This window comes from Niameybacter massiliensis (assembly GCF_001282685.1).
GTDB lineage: Bacteria > Bacillota > Clostridia > Lachnospirales > Cellulosilyticaceae > Holtiella > Holtiella tumoricola.
On record NZ_LN875035.1, the window covers coordinates 2,067,683 to 2,088,149 of the forward strand.

Annotated in this window: 19 protein-coding genes and 1 other RNA gene; 4 read left to right on the top strand and 16 right to left on the bottom strand. The window is 35.2% G+C overall.

Translation table 11 applies throughout. From position 1 onward, the window contains the following. Positions 1-3 precede the first annotated feature (3 nt). The 3 genes from mraZ to lgt form a co-directional block, all read right to left on the bottom strand. Positions 4-432, bottom strand: coding sequence for a division/cell wall cluster transcriptional repressor MraZ (gene mraZ / locus BN2390_RS15220; RefSeq protein WP_053985168.1), 429 nt, complete (start codon positions 430-432; stop codon positions 4-6). 133 nt (positions 433-565) lie between these two features. After that, a complete protein-coding gene (locus BN2390_RS21475; protein ID WP_082238809.1) occupies positions 566-724 on the bottom strand; it encodes an aspartyl-phosphate phosphatase Spo0E family protein in 159 nt (52 codons plus the stop codon). A 99-nt stretch (positions 725-823) separates the two neighbouring features. Then, on the bottom strand, positions 824-1,687 hold the full coding sequence (lgt, locus tag BN2390_RS15225) for a prolipoprotein diacylglyceryl transferase (RefSeq protein WP_053985169.1): 864 nt from the start codon (positions 1,685-1,687) through the stop codon (positions 824-826). Between the two features lie 140 nt (positions 1,688-1,827). On the opposite strand from lgt, the gene BN2390_RS21760 reads away from it, so the two are divergent. Together BN2390_RS21760 and ychF are read left to right on the top strand one after the other, a co-directional pair. Continuing rightward, complete coding sequence (locus BN2390_RS21760) at positions 1,828-2,004, top strand: hypothetical protein (protein ID WP_154668839.1); 177 nt, start codon at positions 1,828-1,830, stop codon at positions 2,002-2,004. A 134-nt stretch (positions 2,005-2,138) separates the two neighbouring features. Next, positions 2,139-3,233 (top strand): redox-regulated ATPase YchF, encoded by a 1,095-nt coding sequence (gene ychF, locus BN2390_RS15230; protein WP_053985170.1) that lies wholly within the window; start codon positions 2,139-2,141, stop codon positions 3,231-3,233. Positions 3,234-3,283: 50 nt separating this feature from the next. Here ychF and BN2390_RS15235 read toward each other — a convergent pair whose 3' ends face one another. From BN2390_RS15235 to BN2390_RS15245, 3 genes are read right to left on the bottom strand one after another with little or no spacing between them, the layout of a single operon-like run. Next, entirely contained in the window at positions 3,284-3,727 is a 444-nt protein-coding gene (locus tag BN2390_RS15235; protein WP_053985171.1) for a GerW family sporulation protein, read from the bottom strand. Continuing rightward, positions 3,705-4,655 carry a hypothetical protein gene (locus BN2390_RS15240; protein WP_053985172.1) on the bottom strand — a complete coding sequence of 317 codons (951 nt, stop codon included), beginning with the start codon at positions 4,653-4,655 and terminating at the stop codon, positions 3,705-3,707. The genes BN2390_RS15235 and BN2390_RS15240 overlap by 23 nt, the downstream gene beginning before the upstream one ends. An 11-nt stretch (positions 4,656-4,666) precedes the next feature. After that, positions 4,667-4,960, bottom strand: coding sequence for a hypothetical protein (locus BN2390_RS15245; RefSeq protein ID WP_053985173.1), 294 nt, complete (start codon positions 4,958-4,960; stop codon positions 4,667-4,669). A gap of 145 nt (positions 4,961-5,105) precedes the next feature. On the opposite strand from BN2390_RS15245, the gene BN2390_RS15250 reads away from it, so the two are divergent. Next, complete coding sequence (locus BN2390_RS15250; protein WP_082238810.1) at positions 5,106-6,257, top strand: mechanosensitive ion channel family protein; 1,152 nt, start codon at positions 5,106-5,108, stop codon at positions 6,255-6,257. A 168-nt stretch (positions 6,258-6,425) separates the two neighbouring features. Here BN2390_RS15250 and BN2390_RS15255 read toward each other — a convergent pair whose 3' ends face one another. Beyond that, positions 6,426-7,004 carry a hemerythrin domain-containing protein gene (locus tag BN2390_RS15255; RefSeq protein WP_053985175.1) on the bottom strand — a complete coding sequence of 193 codons (579 nt, stop codon included), beginning with the start codon at positions 7,002-7,004 and terminating at the stop codon, positions 6,426-6,428. A 239-nt stretch (positions 7,005-7,243) separates the two neighbouring features. Between BN2390_RS15255 and BN2390_RS15260 the strand changes: the two genes are divergently transcribed. Further along, on the top strand, positions 7,244-7,915 hold the full coding sequence (locus BN2390_RS15260; RefSeq protein WP_053985176.1) for a hypothetical protein: 672 nt from the start codon (positions 7,244-7,246) through the stop codon (positions 7,913-7,915). 878 nt (positions 7,916-8,793) lie between these two features. On the opposite strand, the gene rnpB is transcribed toward BN2390_RS15260, so the two are convergent. The 9 genes from rnpB to ppdK form a co-directional block, all read right to left on the bottom strand. Beyond that, positions 8,794-9,145: RNase P RNA component class A (rnpB, locus tag BN2390_RS21260), an RNA gene on the bottom strand. 40 nt (positions 9,146-9,185) lie between these two features. Next, positions 9,186-10,835, bottom strand: coding sequence for a nucleoside kinase (locus BN2390_RS15265; protein WP_053985177.1), 1,650 nt, complete (start codon positions 10,833-10,835; stop codon positions 9,186-9,188). Positions 10,836-10,859: 24 nt separating this feature from the next. Further along, the gene (locus BN2390_RS15270; RefSeq protein WP_053985178.1) at positions 10,860-11,957 is read right to left on the bottom strand and encodes a Nif3-like dinuclear metal center hexameric protein; all 1,098 of its coding nucleotides are present in this window, start codon (positions 11,955-11,957) and stop codon (positions 10,860-10,862) included. Beyond that, positions 11,945-12,637 (bottom strand): tRNA (adenine(22)-N(1))-methyltransferase, encoded by a 693-nt coding sequence (locus tag BN2390_RS15275; protein ID WP_053985179.1) that lies wholly within the window; start codon positions 12,635-12,637, stop codon positions 11,945-11,947. The genes BN2390_RS15270 and BN2390_RS15275 overlap by 13 nt, the downstream gene beginning before the upstream one ends. A gap of 68 nt (positions 12,638-12,705) precedes the next feature. Next, positions 12,706-13,788, bottom strand: coding sequence for an RNA polymerase sigma factor RpoD (rpoD, locus tag BN2390_RS15280; protein ID WP_053985180.1), 1,083 nt, complete (start codon positions 13,786-13,788; stop codon positions 12,706-12,708). Positions 13,789-13,804: 16 nt separating this feature from the next. Further along, positions 13,805-15,565, bottom strand: coding sequence for a DNA primase (gene dnaG, locus BN2390_RS15285; RefSeq protein ID WP_053985181.1), 1,761 nt, complete (start codon positions 15,563-15,565; stop codon positions 13,805-13,807). A gap of 24 nt (positions 15,566-15,589) precedes the next feature. After that, positions 15,590-16,645 (bottom strand): deoxyguanosinetriphosphate triphosphohydrolase, encoded by a 1,056-nt coding sequence (locus BN2390_RS15290; protein ID WP_198524925.1) that lies wholly within the window; start codon positions 16,643-16,645, stop codon positions 15,590-15,592. Positions 16,646-16,687: 42 nt separating this feature from the next. After that, positions 16,688-17,509 (bottom strand): type II pantothenate kinase, encoded by an 822-nt coding sequence (gene coaW / locus BN2390_RS15295; protein WP_053985182.1) that lies wholly within the window; start codon positions 17,507-17,509, stop codon positions 16,688-16,690. A gap of 181 nt (positions 17,510-17,690) precedes the next feature. After that, positions 17,691-20,315, bottom strand: a complete 2,625-nt coding sequence (gene ppdK, locus BN2390_RS15300) for a pyruvate, phosphate dikinase (protein WP_053985183.1) — start codon at positions 20,313-20,315, stop codon at positions 17,691-17,693. Positions 20,316-20,467 lie beyond the last annotated feature (152 nt).

The following is a 20,467-nucleotide window of genomic DNA, read 5'->3' on the forward strand; positions in this document are numbered from 1 at the left end:
CCTCTATATTCCTAATGATTCCATTTGTTCTGCTAAGGCATTTGCATCAAAAGCATCGTCATTATAGGCATCCCACTGACTACTACTCCAAACTTCTATGCGATTTCCCATACCTATAAATACTATGTCTTTTTCTATACTGGAATATACTTTCAAATGACTAGGAATTAAAATTCTTCCTTGTTTATCAGGTGTACATTCTACAGCTCCCGCTAAGAAAAATCGTACAAATTTACGGGCATTCGTATTCGTTAAAGGAAGTTCCTTTAACTTTTGTTCAAAGCTTGTCCATTCATCTTGGGGATAAACAAATAGACATCCATCTAAGCCTTTTGTAAGTATAAAGCTTGTTCCTAGTTGTTCCCTATATTTAGCTGGTACGACAACTCTACTTTTGTCATCTAAACTATATTGGTACTCACCAATGAACATGCCCCACTTCTCCCCCTTTATTCCCCACTTCGAACCACTTTCAACCACTTTCTTCTATTCTATTGCTTTCTAGCTAACATTTCAAGTCATTTTGATTAAAAGATAAAAAAAAACTAGTGCCTAAGGCACTAGTTTAAGCTTTATATTCTCTATAATATCTTACAATTAATTCATCTAGTTGTTGACTGACCTTATAAAGTTCAATCATATCATCTGTATAAGCCGAACTGTTCTCTACTAAACCATTTAGACGTACTTGTAGGTCTACGATTTGTCCTTGTGTTGTATTCATTTTTCAATCCCTCCAAAAGTAAATATTTCTCTGTTTTTCTCTTTATCTCTCTCTATATGTTTTATTATAGTCCTACTTTTGGAATTAATCAACATTAATTTACATTTTTTTGAATTTAATTTTAGATTTATTTCGACACCAAATGATTCCAATAATTCCAGCAACTATAGAAAAGACTGCTACAATTTGTGATGCTGCAATGTTAATACCCGGTACAACCAGTTGGTCTGTTCTAAGTCCTTCAATCCAAAGACGCCCCACACCATAACCAGCTATATAAAGGAAGAAAATCTCTCCATGAGCTTTTTTATACTTCCTATAAATAAGTAAAATAATGAGTAATACAAAATTCCAACATGATTCATAAAGGAAAGTTGGATGTACTTGAATAAACTCTACTCCATTTCTTATAACTGCATTATCAAGCATTGTCTGTGTTATACTTGTCGCTGCCTCATCTCTCATAATCTGCATTGCAAAAAGATTATCGGTGTAGTCACCAAAAGCTTCCTTATTAACAAAGTTACCATAGCGACCAATGGCTTGTCCTACTAATAAACCATAAGCTGCAATATCACCAAACTGCCATAAGTTAATGTGCTTCATACGTGTATAAATGACTGCTACTATAAAAGAAGCAATAATAGCACCGTAAATAGCAATACCTCCTTGTCTCAGATTAAAGATTTCACCTAAGTGTTGACTATAGTACTCCCAATTAAATGCTACAAAGTATGTCCTCGCTCCAATAATGGCAAAAACAATATCATATAGAAGAAAGTCGAAAATATGATCTGGTGAAACACCTTCTTTCTTAGCTATATACATACTGATTGCCAGCCCTAGTAATATTCCTGATGTTAAAATAATGCCATACCAGTAAATTGGAATTCCAAATACAGTAAAGGCAACCTGGTCAATATGAAATGATAGATTTAAATACGGAAAATAAATATTTGGCATATGTTTCCTCCTGTCCGCTTTTTACTTATTATATGCCTGAATAAACATTCTGTAAACAGATGGCTTGCATATTTTCATCTCTTCTTTCCTATAATATACTAATGAATAAGCGTTTAATTCATTGGATTGGAGGGCTAATTATGGCACAGTCAAAACGTCATTACCGTGTAGCAGAACGTACTAAAGAATTAGAGAACCAAGATTTAATCCTTACAAAAGACTCTTTAAGAGAAATGTCATTTTTATTTGGACTTATTTATATCTCTAGTATTTTACTCAGTTTTGCCGTAGGTTATTTTGTCGGAAATAATGATTAAACCCTAAAAACTGCACACTGTTGCAGTTTTTTTCTTATAATCGCCATTGCAACCTCATTCCATATCCTTTATAATTTAAAATTAGTGCAATAAGCCATTTATACTTCGGTATACACATAGAAAGGATGAAACAAATGAAATTAGGGATTGTAGGACTACCAAACGTTGGTAAAAGTACATTATTTAACGCACTTACAAAAGCAGGTGCTGAATCAGCAAACTACCCATTCTGTACAATTGAACCAAACGTAGGTGTTGTAGCCGTACCAGATAAAAGATTAGATGTCTTAAAAGAAATGTACAACTCAGAGAAGATCTTACCAGCTGCTGTAGAATTCGTAGACATTGCAGGTCTTATTAAAGGTGCAAGTAAAGGTGAAGGTTTAGGTAACCAATTTCTTTCACACATCCGTGAAGTAGATGCTATCGTACAAGTTGTAAGATGCTTCGAAAACGACAATATTATTCACGTTGACAAAACCGTTGATCCACTTCGTGATATTGAAACAATCAATTTAGAACTTATCTTCTCAGATATGGAACTTATTGAACGTCGTATTGCTAAAACAAAAAAAGTTGCTAAAAACGACAAAGCATTAGCTGCTGAACTTGTTATTTTAGAAAAAGTATATGCAACTTTAGAAGAAGGACAATCAGCACGTAGCCTTATGGGTGAAGATGCTGATCAAGATGCATTTATTGAATCACTTGGTCTTATCAGTGCAAAACCAGTACTTTATGCTGCAAACGTATCTGAAGACGACTTAATTAGTGGTGAAGATAACGAGTACGTAAAAAAAGTTAAAGCGTTTTCTGCTAGCGAAGGCTCAGAAACATTCGTAATCTGTGCTCAAATCGAACAAGAGCTTGCTGACTTATCTGACGAAGAAAAAGCTGTATTCTTAGAAGACCTTGGCCTCCACAATACTGGTTTTGATCTTCTTGTTGCAGCAAGTTACAAGCTTCTTGGTCTTATCAGCTACTTAACAGCAGGTCCAAAAGAAGTACGTGCTTGGACAATTACAGAGGGTACAAAAGCACCTGGTGCTGCTGGTAAAATCCACTCCGACTTTGAGCGTGGTTTCATCCGTGCTGAAATTGTTAACTTCCATGACTTAGTAGAAGCAGGCTCATACAATGCTGCTCGTGAAAAAGGTCAAGTACGTCTTGAAGGTAAAGAGTACGTTGTTAAAGATGGGGATATCATCCTATTCAGATTCAACGTATAATCTTAATATAAATAAAAAGAGAGGTTACATCATGTAACCTCTCTTTTTATTTATTTATCCATGTGATGATATTTATCTTCTTGTACTTCTGGTGTTCCACCTTTATTGGTAAACTTAGATAATGTATCTGGTAAATTTGAAACAATACCTGGAACCATATCAATAAGTTTTGACAAACTATCTTGAGCTTTGATATTAATAAGTTGTGTTGTACCATTTTGGATAACAAGCATTGCACTTGGTGTAATACGTGCACCTAAGCCGCCAGCACCTTTATCTGAGTTTCCATCAATACTTTTTTCTTTATCTTTGTTACGTTCTTGTAGTTTAGTTGCAGCTGCCGCACCTGCTCCTACACCAAAGCTTACATCTACAAGTGGTACTAGAATTGTATCTCCAATATGAATAGGTTCACCTACTACTGTTTTTGTATTAATAAAGTGCTCAAGTTGACCTAATAATACTTCTAAATTATTGTTGAGTTTTGAGTCCATCTTCATCTTCCTTTCCAAAGTTCATTATCATTTTAATCATAGTTCTTACTTCTTTATTTAAGATAAATACAAGCATAGGATATAGAAACTTAAATAAGTTTGTGCGCCCTCTCATTTGGATACACCCTTCAAATATAGCTTCTTCAAAATTACCCATAATATTCCCATACGGTGCATAGAATGGATAGAGTGCCATAAGCTTAGCAATCCACAATCCTGTTTCTGATGGATCTTCAAGTCCAAAAAGCACTTCAAAATAAAAACCCCTAGGCTTTAAGGCATACCACCAGCTTTTGAGTAATTTCTTGCATGCTCTAAAGAATGGCCTACGACTATCCGCATACCATAAAGCTTTTAGTTCACTCCATATATCTTTTACACCAATAGGCTTTGTTATTGTTGGATGTTTTTTAGGCTTTTTTTTAGATTCCTTATTAGCCTTTCTATCTATATTTTGTCGTTTCTGCTCTTTGCTATCCACATTTGTAGATATTTCTTTTTGTGTTTTAGTTGAAGTATCCTCTTGTATCTGTGATGCTTGTCCTTCTATGCGGTTTTCTTCGTTTGTGACTGTGTTCTCAGCTACTTCTTCTGTTTGATCTACAGCTTCTTTCCCTATGACTTTGCCTAGATGTACAGCTTCTTCTTCTAAATCATCAGCAGCACCTAGTAACTTTTTAGAAAGCTTCGGTGTATAGATGCCAAAAAGCTTTAGCTTTAGTTGCTCTTCTCGGTCAGTATCATAATCAATCTGTACAACCCCAAACAGATTCAAACGTATACGTCCTATAAGTTCTTCTCGTTTTTCTCCTTCTAACCAATAACTAATAGGTAAAAAGAGCAACCCTAAAATAATCAGTAGAATAAGCCCAAATAAAATAGCTATAATCCATAATATAATTTTTAATATAAGCCATAATATAGTCATTACCCACCTCTTTACTCTGACTGTAACATATCATAAGATAAGTTTTTAGTGTTATAAAGCTGATCAATCAATGTAACAGTATAGTTAACGAGCCAGGTTTTATCTTTACTAATACCTAAGATAAAACTATTATTATATTTTTTACCAAGTTGATTACACGTAATGATTTCAAATAGATTACCTTCACCTGGTGGTGTACAAAGCACATATATACTTTTTGGCCCTTTATTCTTTTTAATTAATTTAGGATAGAAACGTTTGTAAGGAAGATTAGGGTCTATTTGAATATACCTTGACGTTTTCATGTTCCTCCTCCTTAATTTTAACTAGCATATAGTTTTAGCTAATTATAAATGATTATATCATAAACCATCATATTTTGACTATATGATGCTTTTCATATTTGCAAAATTTTACTATAATAGATAAGGACACTCTAAGTTTTACATCATGGAAAGGAATATTGATATGAAATTATTTGATTTATTTTCTATACCTAAACCTTATCAATTCTACATTCATTTAGGTTTAGCTTTATTTGTAACTTTAGCATTGCTCTTACTGAGCAAAACATTACGTAAAATGATTATTAAATTTTTTACGCACTTCGATAACAAAATCCCTAACTTTTTAGAAGAACTGAATATGGCCATTGCTAAACCACTTGATTACTGGCTACGCTTAACCAGTATTTATATTGGTTTATTGATGTCGCCCTTTGTCATCTATACACATTTCACTCAGACTGAACTGTATATCAACGAAACGCTCCAACTTAGCTTTGCCATTTTCCCAACTACCTTAGTACATACCCTCTATGGACTTATTTGTATCGCTCTAATTACTTGGGGAACCTATAATAGTGTCAATCTCTATGAAATGGCCCTTGTTGGTATTGGTTCAAGATTTACCACACTTGATCATACCTTACTCATTCGCTTTACTTCTAAAATTATTCGTTTAGCCATCATTATATTAGGTGCTATGCTCATGATTTCTCAACTTAATATAAATATTGCTGGTATTCTTACTGGAGTTGGGTTAGGAGGAGTTGCCTTTACATTTATTGCAAAAGATACTTTAACCAATATTATGAGCGGTGTTGTCCTTATGGTTGATAGGCCTTTCACCATAGGTGATTGGGTACAATGTGGTTCTATTGAAGGAATCATTGAAGATGTAAGCTTTAGAAGTACACGTATTCGTACTTTTGAGCAAGGTTTAGTCATTGTGCCTAATGCTACTCTTGCTAACGATAACATTCTCAACTGGTCTACTATGCCAAAAAGACGTGTTCGCTTTTCTTTAGGTGTAACCTACTCAACATCAAGACAGAAGTTAGAGCTTCTTATGAGCAAGCTCAAAGAAAGTCTAGCTCAATTTGATACAATTGAAAAGGATACTAGCCTTGTTTACTTTGATGACTTCGGCGACTTCTCTTTAAATATTATTGTCCTTTTCTACACTTTCCAAACCGATTTAAAAAGTTATTCTGCTCTCAAGCAACAAGTTAACTTAGAAATCATGCGTCTGGCTGAGGAACTAGATGTGGATATTGCTTTTCCAACACAAACTATTCAAATTCAAAATTCAGAACAATAATAAAAAGCTGCCATTGGCAGCTTTTTATTATTATCATTTTTATTTAAGTTTACTTCTTCTCTAAAAAGCTATTACACCAACACTCAAAAGTTTTATGCATATGGCAAGCGCTATCCCCCTGAATGAGTATAATGATATAGTTGATTATAGATGATACATTACATTATTTCAATAAATCGCCTCTAGTATCTTGAGTATCTCTAAGTATTTAATTTGTATCCCTTTATCTGCTGCTTCTTCTTCAAAAAGTGCTGTTTGCTGATTAATTGCCTCTAAGACGTCCACTGGTAACTTACTTATACCAAAGCCGTATACAACCTCATTTTCTTTAGCTATATGTCTTTCTAAAAGATGGGTATAACTCACTGCATTGGCAATCACATCTAATTTACTCTCTTCATTGCCCTCTTTAACACGTTCTAGCCCCTCTCCTAATTCTTTCACATATAACCTTCCTAGATCATGCTCCACATACATGCCATTACGAATCAGTTTACTTCCTAATGGCCCTAAACGATTCTCCATTTCTGCAAATAAGAACTTCTCCTCTTTACCATGATGATGACTATCTGCATAATTCATAATAAAATCAATGATCATCTTAAAATGCTCAAAATTAATAGGTTCACCTTGTAAAATTCTATTGCATGCTTTACGGACTATTTTTAGCATACGCCTAATTTCTTCGTGTTCTTGTTTCATGATCTCAATACTTGTTATCACTTGATTATCATTTATCTTATTCATATCATTCTCCTTTTCTTACTTTCTATGTGTAATATGCATCCATCTTACATCATTCTTGATGAACAGGAGGTAGCCATAGCTACATTTTGAACACGTTCTTTTCTTTGGCATGTCCTATGACCCCCATTTAACTACCCTATCTTCTCGTCACATCTTCTATTGGATCATGTCATATTTTGCTCTTGTCTCCCGTATATTTTATTATTAATGATTAAAATAAATTAATATATGGAGTATTTATGAAGAAATTAAGTAATGATTTATTAAACTGTACAAAAATAAGCGATTTAGAAAAGCTCATTCACACCACCATTAAACCTGGTAAAGGCTACCCAGCCAATACAGCTTATTGCGTCTTAAAAGATGCCGATACTGTACTCTTTCCTCAAGTAGGAAAAAAGTGTAACTTAAGTAACTTGTTGATTAAAACAGGTCTTGATCATCACGGTAATCCACTTCTTCTTATTTGTGAATATGATTCTACAGGTACCGATGACAATGTTTATTTGAGAGTATTTTGGGGAAAATATTACGATACCCTTTCTTATGTTCGAGCACAATTTACTTCAAATAGCTTTTTTACAACTATAGATGGTAATATTCAGGCCTATTACCCCCATTATGAGCCCATTAAAGGACATAGCGAACTTTGCTTCCTAGATATTATCGCCAAAGACATTTCCATGACACGTAGAGGTATGGGAAGTTTTTTAGTACAAACTCTACTCAAAGAAATTATTCCTTATCTCAACACCCATCATAGACCTATTAATGATCCTATAAAATATGTTTTAGTTAATGCTGTACCTTATGGTATTCTTCAAAATGCTTTAACACAGCAAGACCGCATTCATTTCTACGAAAAAAATGGTTTCATCCTATTGGGTAACAAGGGAATTTATGAAATTTAATTTTTTGATTGTACTACAGGGAGAATTTTATTTCTCTATTTGTTAGTTTGTATACTTTTCTATCTTTCACTTGTGCACTTTGTTAGTCTTTCCTCATTTTATGTCAAATCTAGAAATTAACTTTCCTGATTTCGAAGAAAGTTTTTCGAAAATACAATCTTTTTATTAGACAAATCCTTGAAAATTATTTTATATATTTAGTCAATTGCAACAAACCTTCCATTCACATATAATAAATTTATCAAAATATAAAAGTATAGAGTGACTACATTCTAGATACTAGTCTCCTATACTACTAGGAAAGAAGCTTGAAAACTTTTGTCTCCCCTCCCAAAAGCAAACAACTTTTTCTTAGACATCCCTACTTTGACGGTGACATCACAGTAGCCGGATGAATATGTTTTACAAGAATTCATGTTTATACAATTAACAACACTTACTTATTTAAAAAGTTTAAATGAAACGGATAGCCAACTTATGGGTTACAAACTACTAGATCATGAATGGTGTAAAGTCCTATGACCTCTTTCATCAACCAGATACTAGTTACTTTAGTAAGAACGAGAACTGGCTAGGAAGGGACTAAATAACTATTTACATACCCGTTGTTGTTGATTACTTATTTCATGTATTCTACATACATTTGTCACCTATAAAAGCCAACTTAAGTTTGCCTGTATTCTGGAGGGGAAAAGGCAGCTTAGGTTGGCTTTTGTTGTGTAAACTAATGTTATATTTCTTGTTCTGTCATCAAATAATCCATAGAAAAATTTAAAGATACAGAGGTTACATTTCTGCAACCTCTTTTCTTATGCCGAAAATAAAAAAGGCAAGTTCATGATTTTCCTCAATCTCTTGCCTATTAAATCCTTATTAAGTTGTTAACCAAGTCTATACGCCGGGTTCTGTATTTGACGGTCATCTATCTCGACATACAGTTACCTGCATGCTCTAGCAACCTACCTAAGACGTGACGAGCAGCCACATATGTCTTGATCCGGTCTTGCTCCAGGTGGGGTTTACATGGCTATCTTAGTCACCTAAGACACGGTGAGCTCTTACCTCACCTTTCCACCCTTTCCTACTGAAACCAGCAGGTGGTTTATTTCTGTTGCACTTTCCTTAGAGTCGCCTCCACTGGGGGTTACCCAGCACCTTTGCTCTATGGAGCCCGGACGTTCCTCATCTACAGCCTTTCGACTTTGTAGACGCGACCATCTGACTTACTTAACAACTTTAATACAATACCATATTCCTTAACGTGTGTCAACTAGTGAAAGCAACTTCCACCAATAAATTCACGAATAATAGATGTTCTTGGAATATCTTCTGTGTCTGCTGTTAAGAAATACTCTAAGAATTTAAGCAGACGTTTCGCTTCACTATAGTATGGAGACTTGCGATCAATACCAAATAAAAGTGGTTCTGCTTTTTGTTTGAGAACGGCTAGCTCATAGATTAAAACCGTATTAAACATGACATCTGCTTCTTCTTGGAATGGGAAAATATTGCGATTTTCACCACGTCTTACAGAAGACCATTGTGCAAGGGTTTGTTCCGCACTCATGCCACGATATTGGTTATCACGGATCATACGACGGATTAAACGTGTATCTGTAGTTGGAATACGATTATGGTAATCTACATTAAGCTGTGTTAAACAACTTACGTAAATTTTAAATTTATTCTCTCTTGGAATGGCATAGCTTAAACGTTCATTTAAACCATGAATGCCTTCTATCACCAATACATCTTCTTCTCCAAGTGCAAGTTTATGCCCTTTGTATTCACGTTGCCCTGTCTTGAAGTTAAACGTAGGAATTTCTACAGTTTCACCTTTTATCAATTTAGACATATGCTCATTGAATAACTGGATATCAATAGCTTCTAGAGCTTCAAAGTCGTATTTTCCATCTTCATCTAATGGTGTCTGATCTCGGTTAACAAAATAATCATCTATAGAAATCACATGTGGGTTAAGCCCATTTACACGTAGCTGAATACATAATCTTTGAGCAAAAGTTGTTTTACCTGAAGATGATGGCCCTGCTATCATGACTAATCTTACATTAGATTGCTTCGCAATTTGATCTGCTATTCCTGCTATTTTCTTTTCGTGTAATGCTTCTGATACACGAATCAAGTCTGGTAAGCGCCCCTGGGTAATAACCTTATTTAAAGAAGCTACAATATCCACATCTAAAATACGTGCCCATTTTTCAGATTCACGGAATACTGCTGATAATTTAGGTTGTGGTACAAACTTAGCAAGCTCTGTTGGATTTGCTTCGTCTGGGAATAGAAGAATAAATCCATGTGCATAAGGTTGAAGTTTGAAACAAGTTACTTGCTCTACAGATGGCATCATATAACCATAGAAATAATTATCTACCCCATCTAGATGATATACATTAATCGTAGATGTTCTTCTATATTTAAAAAGTGCTTCTTTGTCTGGCATCTCTAAGGTATTAAATAACTTTAATGCTTCATCAATAGGTACTGTAGTCTTTGTAATAGGAAGTGCTTTGGCCACCATTTCTCGCATACAAGCTTCTATACGTGCTAAATTGGTAGGTGTGCAATCTGCCATTTGGTCAAATTCGCAGAAGTATCCACCTGTAATATGATGATTAACAAGTACGGTAACATGTGGGAAACATTTCTGAGTTGCTGCAATTAATAAAAATGTTGCCGTACGTTGATAAATGCGCATCCCATCTTTTTGTGAGAGATTTACAAAGCTTACATTTTGTAAGTCTTCTTCTATCTTAATGTAAAGTTCACGAAGTACATTACCTACACGTGCTGCCACAATCGGCGTACTACTCTCTAGCTGATATGTTTTTGCTAAGGTTGCAAATGTTGTGCCTTTTTGAACTTCTATACTACGACCATCGTTAAATTGAATTTTTACCATCTTCCATGCCCCCTTTTATCGTCTTTAAACTGTTTTAAAGGTTTCACCATCTACTGTAGAACATAATATTTCTAACTTATCGCAATGTATTTCTAAATAATTTTTAATTAATGGCATTGCAACATTTTCTGAAGCATAATGCCCTACATCTATAACAGTAAGTCCTCTATTTAATGCATTTTGTGCTTCATGGAAAGTGACATCTCCTGTAATATAAACCTCAGCTTTCGCTGCTGCTACACCAATAAAAGAGGAACCACTTCCTGAACACAATGCAATTTTTGATACTTTCCCTTCCATCTTACCTGTTAATCTTACATAGGGAATATTGAAAACTTGTTTGAGTTTATTAATCAGTGCTTCTATCTCTATTGGTTCACACATACCTACTCGGCCTAAGCCTTCTGTCTCGGCAATATTTTCAAGTGTAAATACGTCATAAGCGATTTCTTCGTAAGGATGAACTTGCTTCACTGCGTCCATAATAGAAGATAAGTCTTTTGGATGAATCATACATTCTATTTTAACCTCTTCTACCGTTTCTAAATCACCTTGTGAGCCAATATAAGGCTTACTACCTTCTAATGGCATAAAAGTACCTTTACCTTGTGTACCAAATGTACAGCCTTTATAGTTGCCTATTGTACACTGATTGGTGTTTACAAGAGCATCTCTTACCACATTATAGTGGGTTTGTGGTACATAAATAACTAATTTTTGAAGTGAGGTACGTGCAGTTGTTGCCAATGCACTTACACTTTTTAGTTCAAGCTGTTTAGCTAAATAGTCATTGATACCACCTTTAGCAATATCTAAGTTAGTATGCATCGCATACACTGCGATGTCATGTTTAACTAACTTTTGAATCATCTGACCCATAACGGTGTCATAGTCAATCCCTGTGATGGGCTTAAAGAAACAAGGATGATGAGTTACAATAAGCTCTACGCCCTTTTCTATTGCTTCATCTATAACATCAAGATTTAAATCTAAAGCACAAAGAACACGTGAAATCTGTTGTCCACGCCCACCAATCATCAGTCCAACATGGTCCCATTTTTCTGCTAAATGAGTAGGCGCTAATTGTTCAAGACATGTCATCACATCTTTTAATGTATACATTTTAATGCCTCCTCTATTAAAGTATTCACCTCAGTCAATTCTGCTATACGTTCTGTAGCCTGGTCGCCCTCAATTTTTTTAAGTTTTTCAATAATATCAGTATACCCTTTACTTTTATGTTGTAACCAATCTTTATATAAACTTGATCCTTCTTCTAAAAGATATTTCCCATATTCATAGTCCACAATGTTGTTATAGTTTTCTTCACCTGGCACTGCTACAATAATGTTATAGTACTTACCTTCTTCTTCTAAGAACTTTTCTTGTTCAATTTTAAAACCAATTTGATGAAGATATCTGCGTATTTCAGGAATATTATTTTGTGGCTGTAAAATTAAAGTTTTCATTGTTTTTACAAGTTCTAAGTCTAACTCTAAAATATCATGAACTAAGTAACCGCCCATACCTGCAATAACAACCGTATCCATTCCATCTTCTATTTTAATAGTTTGAAGGCCACTTCCCTGTCTTGTTTCAATGGTTGTTAGGCCGTATTTATCCATATTACGTTTGGCGCTTTCTAGTGGACCTTTGTTAATATCACTAGCAATGGCATAACTTACTTTTTTATTAAGTGTTAAATAAATTGGGATATACCCATGATCTGTTCCAACATCTACAAGTCTAGCCCCTTCTGGTACTAAGCTTGCAATAGCTCCTAATCTTTTTGATAATTGCACATTTACACCTCTTTACTTTATGTCTGTTTATTTAAGTCAATAGAAAATAGAAGTTGAAGACTCAACTTCTATTCTAAATAATCTTTTAGTTTTTTACTACGACTTGGATGACGTAATTTACGAAGCGCTTTTGCTTCAATTTGTCGAATACGCTCACGTGTTACATTAAATTCTTTCCCTACTTCTTCAAGGGTTCTTGCCCTACCGTCATCTAAGCCAAAGCGAAGTTTGAGTACTTTTTGTTCTCTTTCAGTTAATGTATCTAACACTTCTATCAGTTGTTCTTTTAGAAGAGTGAAGGCTGCAGCCTCAGAAGGAATAGGTACATCGTCATCTGCTATAAAATCACCTAAATGGCTATCTTCTTCTTCACCAATTGGTGTTTCTAAAGATACAGGTTCTTGTGAAATCTTCATAATGTCGCGTACTTTACTCACTGACATATCCATTGCTTGTGCAATTTCTTCTGGTTGTGGGTCACGACCATATTCTTGTAAGAGTTGTCTTGAGACACGCATTAAGCGATTGATTGTCTCAACCATATGTACTGGAATGCGAATCGTACGAGCTTGATCCGCAATTGCCCTTGTGATGGCTTGCCTAATCCACCATGTTGCATAAGTACTAAACTTATAGCCTTTGCTGTAGTCAAACTTTTCTACCGCTTTAATAAGCCCTAAGTTTCCTTCTTGAATAAGGTCTAAAAATAGCATACCACGCCCTACATAACGTTTGGCAATGCTTACAACAAGCCTTAAGTTGGCTTCGGCTAATCGCTTTCTAGCTTCTTCATCCCCTTCTTCCATACGTCTTGCCAGTTCAATTTCTTCTTCAGCTGATAAAAGAGGTACTTTCCCAATTTCCTTTAAGTACATCCTTACTGGATCATCCATACTGATACCTGCAGGCAAAGTAAAGTCAAGACTCGCTTCTTCGTCTAAATCACTCATACTTCCCATGATATCAATATTATGAGCTTCTAAAAACTCATATATTTGTTCAACTTTGCTAGCTTCTAACTCAAAATCTGTAAAGGCATCTGCAATGTCTGATTGCTCTAAAACGCCTTTTTTCTCCTTAGCCAGTATCATCAGTTGTTCCAGTCTCGATTTAAAAGTCACTTTTTGCTCTGTAGCCTCTTTTACTATCATTTATCCTTCTCCTATTCTAACCATTTATAAAATCAATATGCAGTTTATCAATGCCACGCTTCTTGATAAGTAACGCTTGCACTTCTTGGATATCTGCAGTTGTTTTAAGCCTTTTTTCTATATAGTTACTATTTAGCCTTTTAATGGTCTCAACTAACATCTTATGCATCAAATCTTCATCTTCATACCTTGCATCTTTTTTCATAAATACAGTAGAAATAATTTTTTGCTCTTTAACATCTGTATAACGATTGTTAAAGTAACTTGCATCTACTTCTCTTCCTTCACTGCGGGCTTTTAATAAAGCTGCTGCAAGTTCACGGATAAGTCCTTCTTCAAACAAATCTGCCTCAATATAGGACGCGATATATGAATAGATATTAGGATAGTTATAGACTGCACATAAGAACTCTAGTTGCATTGGAATTGTACCTGTTCCTAGTTGTTCTTTTACTTGTGGCGCTTGTTTGACTGGGATATTCCGCTTTGCCACAAAGTATTTTTTGATTTCAGCTTCTAAAGCATCTAGACTAACTTGATACTTCATCGCAATCTCTTTTGTATAAATGTTTTGCTCAATACTACTTTCTAAGTTTCCAAGTAACTTTGCAATTTCTTGTAAAAACTTCACCCGCTCATCTGGTAAATCAAGATGATATTGGCTTTCGATTTCTTTAATTCTAAACCAAACATGACTTTCTGCTTCCTCTAGGAGCTTGCGCATTTCATCTGCTCCATGCTTTTTCAAGAATTCATCTGGGTCTTTACTATCTTCAAGCTGTAGAACTTTAACTTGGATACCTTGTGAACGCAGTATTGGAATGGCACGTAATGCGGCTTTCTTACCTGCCCCATCACTATCATATAAAATAACCACTTGCTCTGTATGGCGTTTCAAAAGCCTTGCATGCCCTTCTGTAAAAGCTGTACCAAGTGAAGCAACCGTTTGTGTAAAACCTGCTACATGCATGGCGATAACATCCATATAACCTTCTACTAAAATGTAATACGGGTGTTTTTCTTGTCTTGCAATATGAAGCCCATAGAGTGTACGACTTTTGTCAAAAAGTAGACTTTCGGGTGAATTTAAATACTTAGGCTGCCCTTCTCCAAGAATACGCCCTCCAAAAGCTACAACTTTTTTATTGATGTTAAAAATAGGGAACATGACACGGTCTGAAAAACGATCAAAGACGACACCTTTTGATTTACTTTTAATAAATAACCCACTTTCAACTAAATCTTCATCTTCATACCCTTCTTGCTTCATCATACGATAAAAGATGTTATAATCCGCAGGTGCGTAACCTAAACCAAAATGTTTAATTACTTCTTGTGAAATGCCTCTTTGATAGAAATAATTTAATGCATGCTCATTTTCTCTTTGATTTAAACTGTAATAATAATATCTTGCTGCTTTCTTATAGATTTCAAGAAAAAGTGCTTTTTTATTGGCTCTTCCTCCATCATCATATTGTTTTTCCATCCCATCAAGATCAATATGGGCTTTTTCAGCTAAAAATTGTACTGCTTCTGGAAACGTCATATTTTCCTTCTGCATCACAAATGTAAAAACATTTCCTCCTGCACCACATCCAAAGCAATAATACATTTGTTTATCATCACTTACAGAAAAAGACGGTGTTTTTTCATTATGAAAAGGACAAAGTCCTACATGTGAACTTCCCTTCCTTGTTAAGGCAGTATATTCGGAAATGATAGATATAATATCACTCTGTTCCCTGATCTTTTCGATAATCTCGTCAGAATAATACATCTAGCTTCCTCTTTTCTATATAATCTAATAAATATTCCACGATGTCGGGAAAAATAACTCACAATAAGTATGGAGTGCATAACGATCTGTCATCCCAGCGATATAATCACAGACAACTTTCATTTTATCTTCTCCGTCTTCAAGTTCTTTCAAGTAGTTTTGTGGTAGTTTATCAGGTTTATCCATATAATATTCATACAATTGTTTGACCACATGTTTCGCCTTTTGTTCCTGCTCTTTGGCTGCTGAACCTACATAGACATGCTTAAATAAAAAGGCTCTAAGTCCTTTAAAAGCAATCTCTACTTGTTCACTCATTCTAATTTGTGGCAAACCATAGCTATTTTCAATAATATCCTTGATAAGGGTATCAATTCTTTTAGAAGAGGTTTCTCCTAATACGGATCGGTACATTTCAGGTATATCTGATACTTCTAGTACTTGACCTCTTATAGCATCATCAATATCATGGTTCACATAGGCAATCTTATCGGAGATTTGAACAATTTTTCCTTCTAATGTAGCAGGGTTCCCTTTTGTTTGATGATTCATAATCCCATCTCTAACTTCCCATGTCAAATTAAGACCACGACCTTTATTTTCAATGTACTCTACAACACGTAAACTTTGATAATTATGATGAAATTGATGATTTGTAAGTTCTTGTAGCATAAATTCGCCAGTATGACCAAAAGGTGTATGCCCTAAGTCGTGTCCTAATGCAATAGCTTCTACTAAATCTTCATTTAATCTTAAAGCTCTTGCAAGTGTTCTCGAAATTTGCGCTACTTCCAATGTATGTGTAAGCCTTGTTCGATAATGGTCACCTTCTGGTGATATAAAAACCTGTGTTTTATGAGCAAGACGTCTAAAAGCTTTAGAATGCAAAATTCTATCTCTGTCTCGTTGAAAAGCTGTACGCACTTCACATTCTTCATCCATACGTACTCTCCCCTTTGAATAACGAGCCTTTTGACTAAACGACTGTAAGTAATCTATTTCAAACTGTTCTTGAATTTGTCGTTGACACACCTTTATCGCCTCCTTACACACTATAATTATACGACATAAACGACCCATTTCCTCTTTTTTTAATAATTTTCCTTGACAAAGGAATAAATTCTATAAATAAGGCGTCACCGCACCTATAGCTGTTGCAAAAACAGCATGCTCTGGAATAATAAATTGTATGCCATGAATCTGCCCAATACCATCTAAAATAGATTGTGCACTAGACAATGTAGCGAGTGAACCTGTTATGATAATGTGTTTGATTGGCGTATTTTGACAAGCAAACACTGCCATCATACCCACTGTTTGAAAAATCATATTCATAAGTCCAAGTGCAATATCCTCTTCTTGTACGTCACTTTTTACTAATCCAAAGTTAGATGCTGTAGCGTCTTGAGGCAAAGAAGGAATAAGTTCATGAGTAATATCTTGGATTACTAAATCAACCTTGCCTAAGTTTCCCTTTTCTCCCATTGTTGCAACCACATGACTATCTCTTTTGTCTATGAGCAAAGATGCTAATCCCATTAAGGTTCCACCTCCGACGCCACTTCCACCAATATGATTCACTTTGCCATTTTGTACACGTACAAAAGCTGTTCCTGTTCCCATACTTACAACTAAAGCCTCTTCAAGCTTGACAAGTTTTGTCCCACCCAACCCTATGGCTTCAAATTCTTTAACTTTATACGTTGGGATATCATAAATATTATCTTCTATAAAAGATGCACCTACACCTGTTAAAACAATTTTTACTACCTCTTTTAAAGAACACTGATAGGTCTTTAAAAAATTACCTATTGCACCATACAAAGAAGTCATTTGATCTGTTGCACACACTTGTAAAGTGCCTATTAGGGTCTTATCTTGTCTATATCCAACAATTTTCGTGGTTGTTCCACCTACATCTACACCTAATATAATTTGTGTCATCTTTTCAACCTCATTTCTTTATATGAAGCCATTATAGCATATAGAACTTGGAAAAGCCTATCTTTACATCAATTTAACAATCAACAAATGTATAATAACGCTTATTGGTTTCTCTTTCCTTACTCTATACAAAAAATAACCTAGAAAGGGATTATCCTTTCTAGGTTATTTCAATCCGATCTTATTTATTTTTAATAGCAGATTGAGCTGCTGCTAAACGTGCGATTGGTACACGGAATGGAGAACAAGATACGTAGTTTAATCCTACTTTGTGGCAGAATTCGATTGATGATGGATCTCCACCATGTTCACCACAAATACCAAGTTTGATGTTTGGTCTTGTGCTACGTCCTTTTTCTGCTGCCATTTGTACAAGAGCACCAACACCTGTTTGGTCAAGTCTTGCAAATGGATCTGATTCATACACACCTTTTCCGTAGTAGTCTTCTAAGAATTTACCAGCATCATCACGTGAGAACCCAAATGTCATTTGTGTTAAATCATTTGTACCGAATGAGAAGAACTCTGCTTCAGTAGCAATTTGATCAGCTGTTACAGCAGCACGTGGAATTTCGATCATTGTACCAACATGGTATTCAAGTTCTACACCTGCAGCTTCAATTGCTTTGTTAGCTGCTGCTACTACAACTTCTTTAACATATTTTAATTCTTTGATTTCACCAACAAGTGGAATCATGATTTCTGGAACAATGTTAAATCCTTTTTCAGCTTTTACTTGAAGTGCTGCTTCAATGATAGCACGTGCTTGCATTTCTGCGATTTCTGGATAAGAAACAGCAAGACGACATCCACGGTGCCCCATCATTGGGTTGAATTCATGAAGTGATTCAACTGTAGCTTTAAGATCTTCGAATGTGATACCCATTTCTTTTGCAAGTTCTGTGATGTCTTCATCTGAATGTGGTAAGAATTCATGTAATGGTGGGTCAAGAAGACGTACTGTCACAGGTCTTTCTTCCATTGCTTCATAAATACCTACGAAATCACCTTTTTGAAGTGGAAGAAGTGCATCAAGTGCTTCTCTTCTTTCTTCTTCTGTTTTAGCAACGATCATACGACGCATTTTCATGATACGATCTTCTTCAAAGAACATATGCTCTGTACGGCAAAGACCGATACCTTCAGCACCAAATCTTACAGCATTTTGTGCATCTTTTGGAGAGTCAGCGTTTGTACGTACTTTAAGTGTACGATATTTATCTGCCCATGCCATGAATGTTTCAAAATCACCTGTGATTTCTGGTTCTACTGTATCTACATCTTCTCCATAGATATTACCTGTTGAACCATCTAATGAGATATAATCTCCTTCACCAAATGTCATACCACCAAGTGTGAATGTTTTAGCTTCTTCATCAATTTTAATTTCTCCACATCCAGATACACAGCATGTACCCATACCACGAGCAACTACAGCTGCATGTGATGTCATACCGCCACGTACTGTTAAGATACCACGAGCTGCTGCCATACCTTCAATATCTTCTGGTGATGTTTCAAGACGAACAAGGATTACGCGTTCTCCTCTTGCTCCAGCTTCTTTTGCCTCATCCGCTGTAAAGTATACTTTACCAGCCGCTGCACCAGGAGATGCAGGAAGTGCTTTTCCGATTACTTTAGCTGCTTTAAGTGCTGCACTATCAAACATTGGGTGAAGTAATTGATCAAGTTGTTTTGGTTCTACACGAAGCACTGCTGTTTCTTCTGTGATTTGACCTTCAGCAACTAAATCTACAGCAATTCTTAAAGCTGCTGCTGCTGTTCTTTTTCCATTACGTGTTTGTAAGAAGTAAAGTTTACCATCTTCAACAGTGAACTCCATATCTTGCATGTCGTGGAAGTGATTTTCAAGTTTATTTGAAATTTCCATGAACTCTTTATATACTGCTGGCATATCTTGTTCAAGTTGTGAAATGTGGTTTGGTGTTCTAATACCAGCAACTACGTCTTCACCTTGAGCATTGATTAAGTATTCGCCGTAAATAGCATTTTCTCCAGTAGATGGGTTTCTTGTGAATGCAACACCTGTACCTGATGTTTCACCCATATTACCGAATACCATCATTTGTACGTTTACTGCTGTACCCCAATCTGATGGATAATCATTCATTCTTCTATAAACAATAGCACGTGGGTTCATCCATGAACGGAATACTGCTTTAATAGATTCCATTAATTGTGTTTCAGGTTCTTGTGGGAAGTCTACCCCTTTAACTTCTTTGTATAAAGCTTTGAAACGAACAACCATTTCTTTTAAGTCGTTTGCATCAAGATCTGTATCAAGTGTAACGCCTTTTTCTTCTTTCATTCCATCAATGATTTTTTCGAAACGTGGTTTTGGAATTTCCATTACTACGTCTGAGAACATTTGAATGAAACGACGGTATGAGTCATATGCAAATCTTTCATTTTGAGTTTTAGTTGCAAGGCCAACTACAGCTTCATCATTAAGACCTAAGTTAAGAACTGTATCCATCATACCTGGCATTGATACTCTAGCCCCTGAACGAACTGATACTAAAAGTGGGTTTGTATTATCACCGAATTTTTTACCAGAGATTTCTTCAAGTTCTGTTAAAGCAACTTTAATTTGATCTTGAATTTCTTCTGATAAACTTTGGTTATTGTTATAGTATTCTGTACAAGCTTCTGTTGTAACAGTAAATCCTTGTGGAATTGGTAATCCTAATTGTGTCATCTCTGCAAGATTTGCACCTTTACCACCAAGAAGATTTTTATTTTGACCATTTCCCTCTTTAAACATATATACCCATTTTTGGCTCATGTATGTACCCTCCTAGATTTTCATTAGAAATTGTTATAACTATTTTTGCGACGAATAGTAAATAACTAATTTTTCTGGTTTCGGTATCATTATATCATAAAATATTGATTTTAAAATAGTTTTTTATTATTTTATAATCAATTTTGTTATTT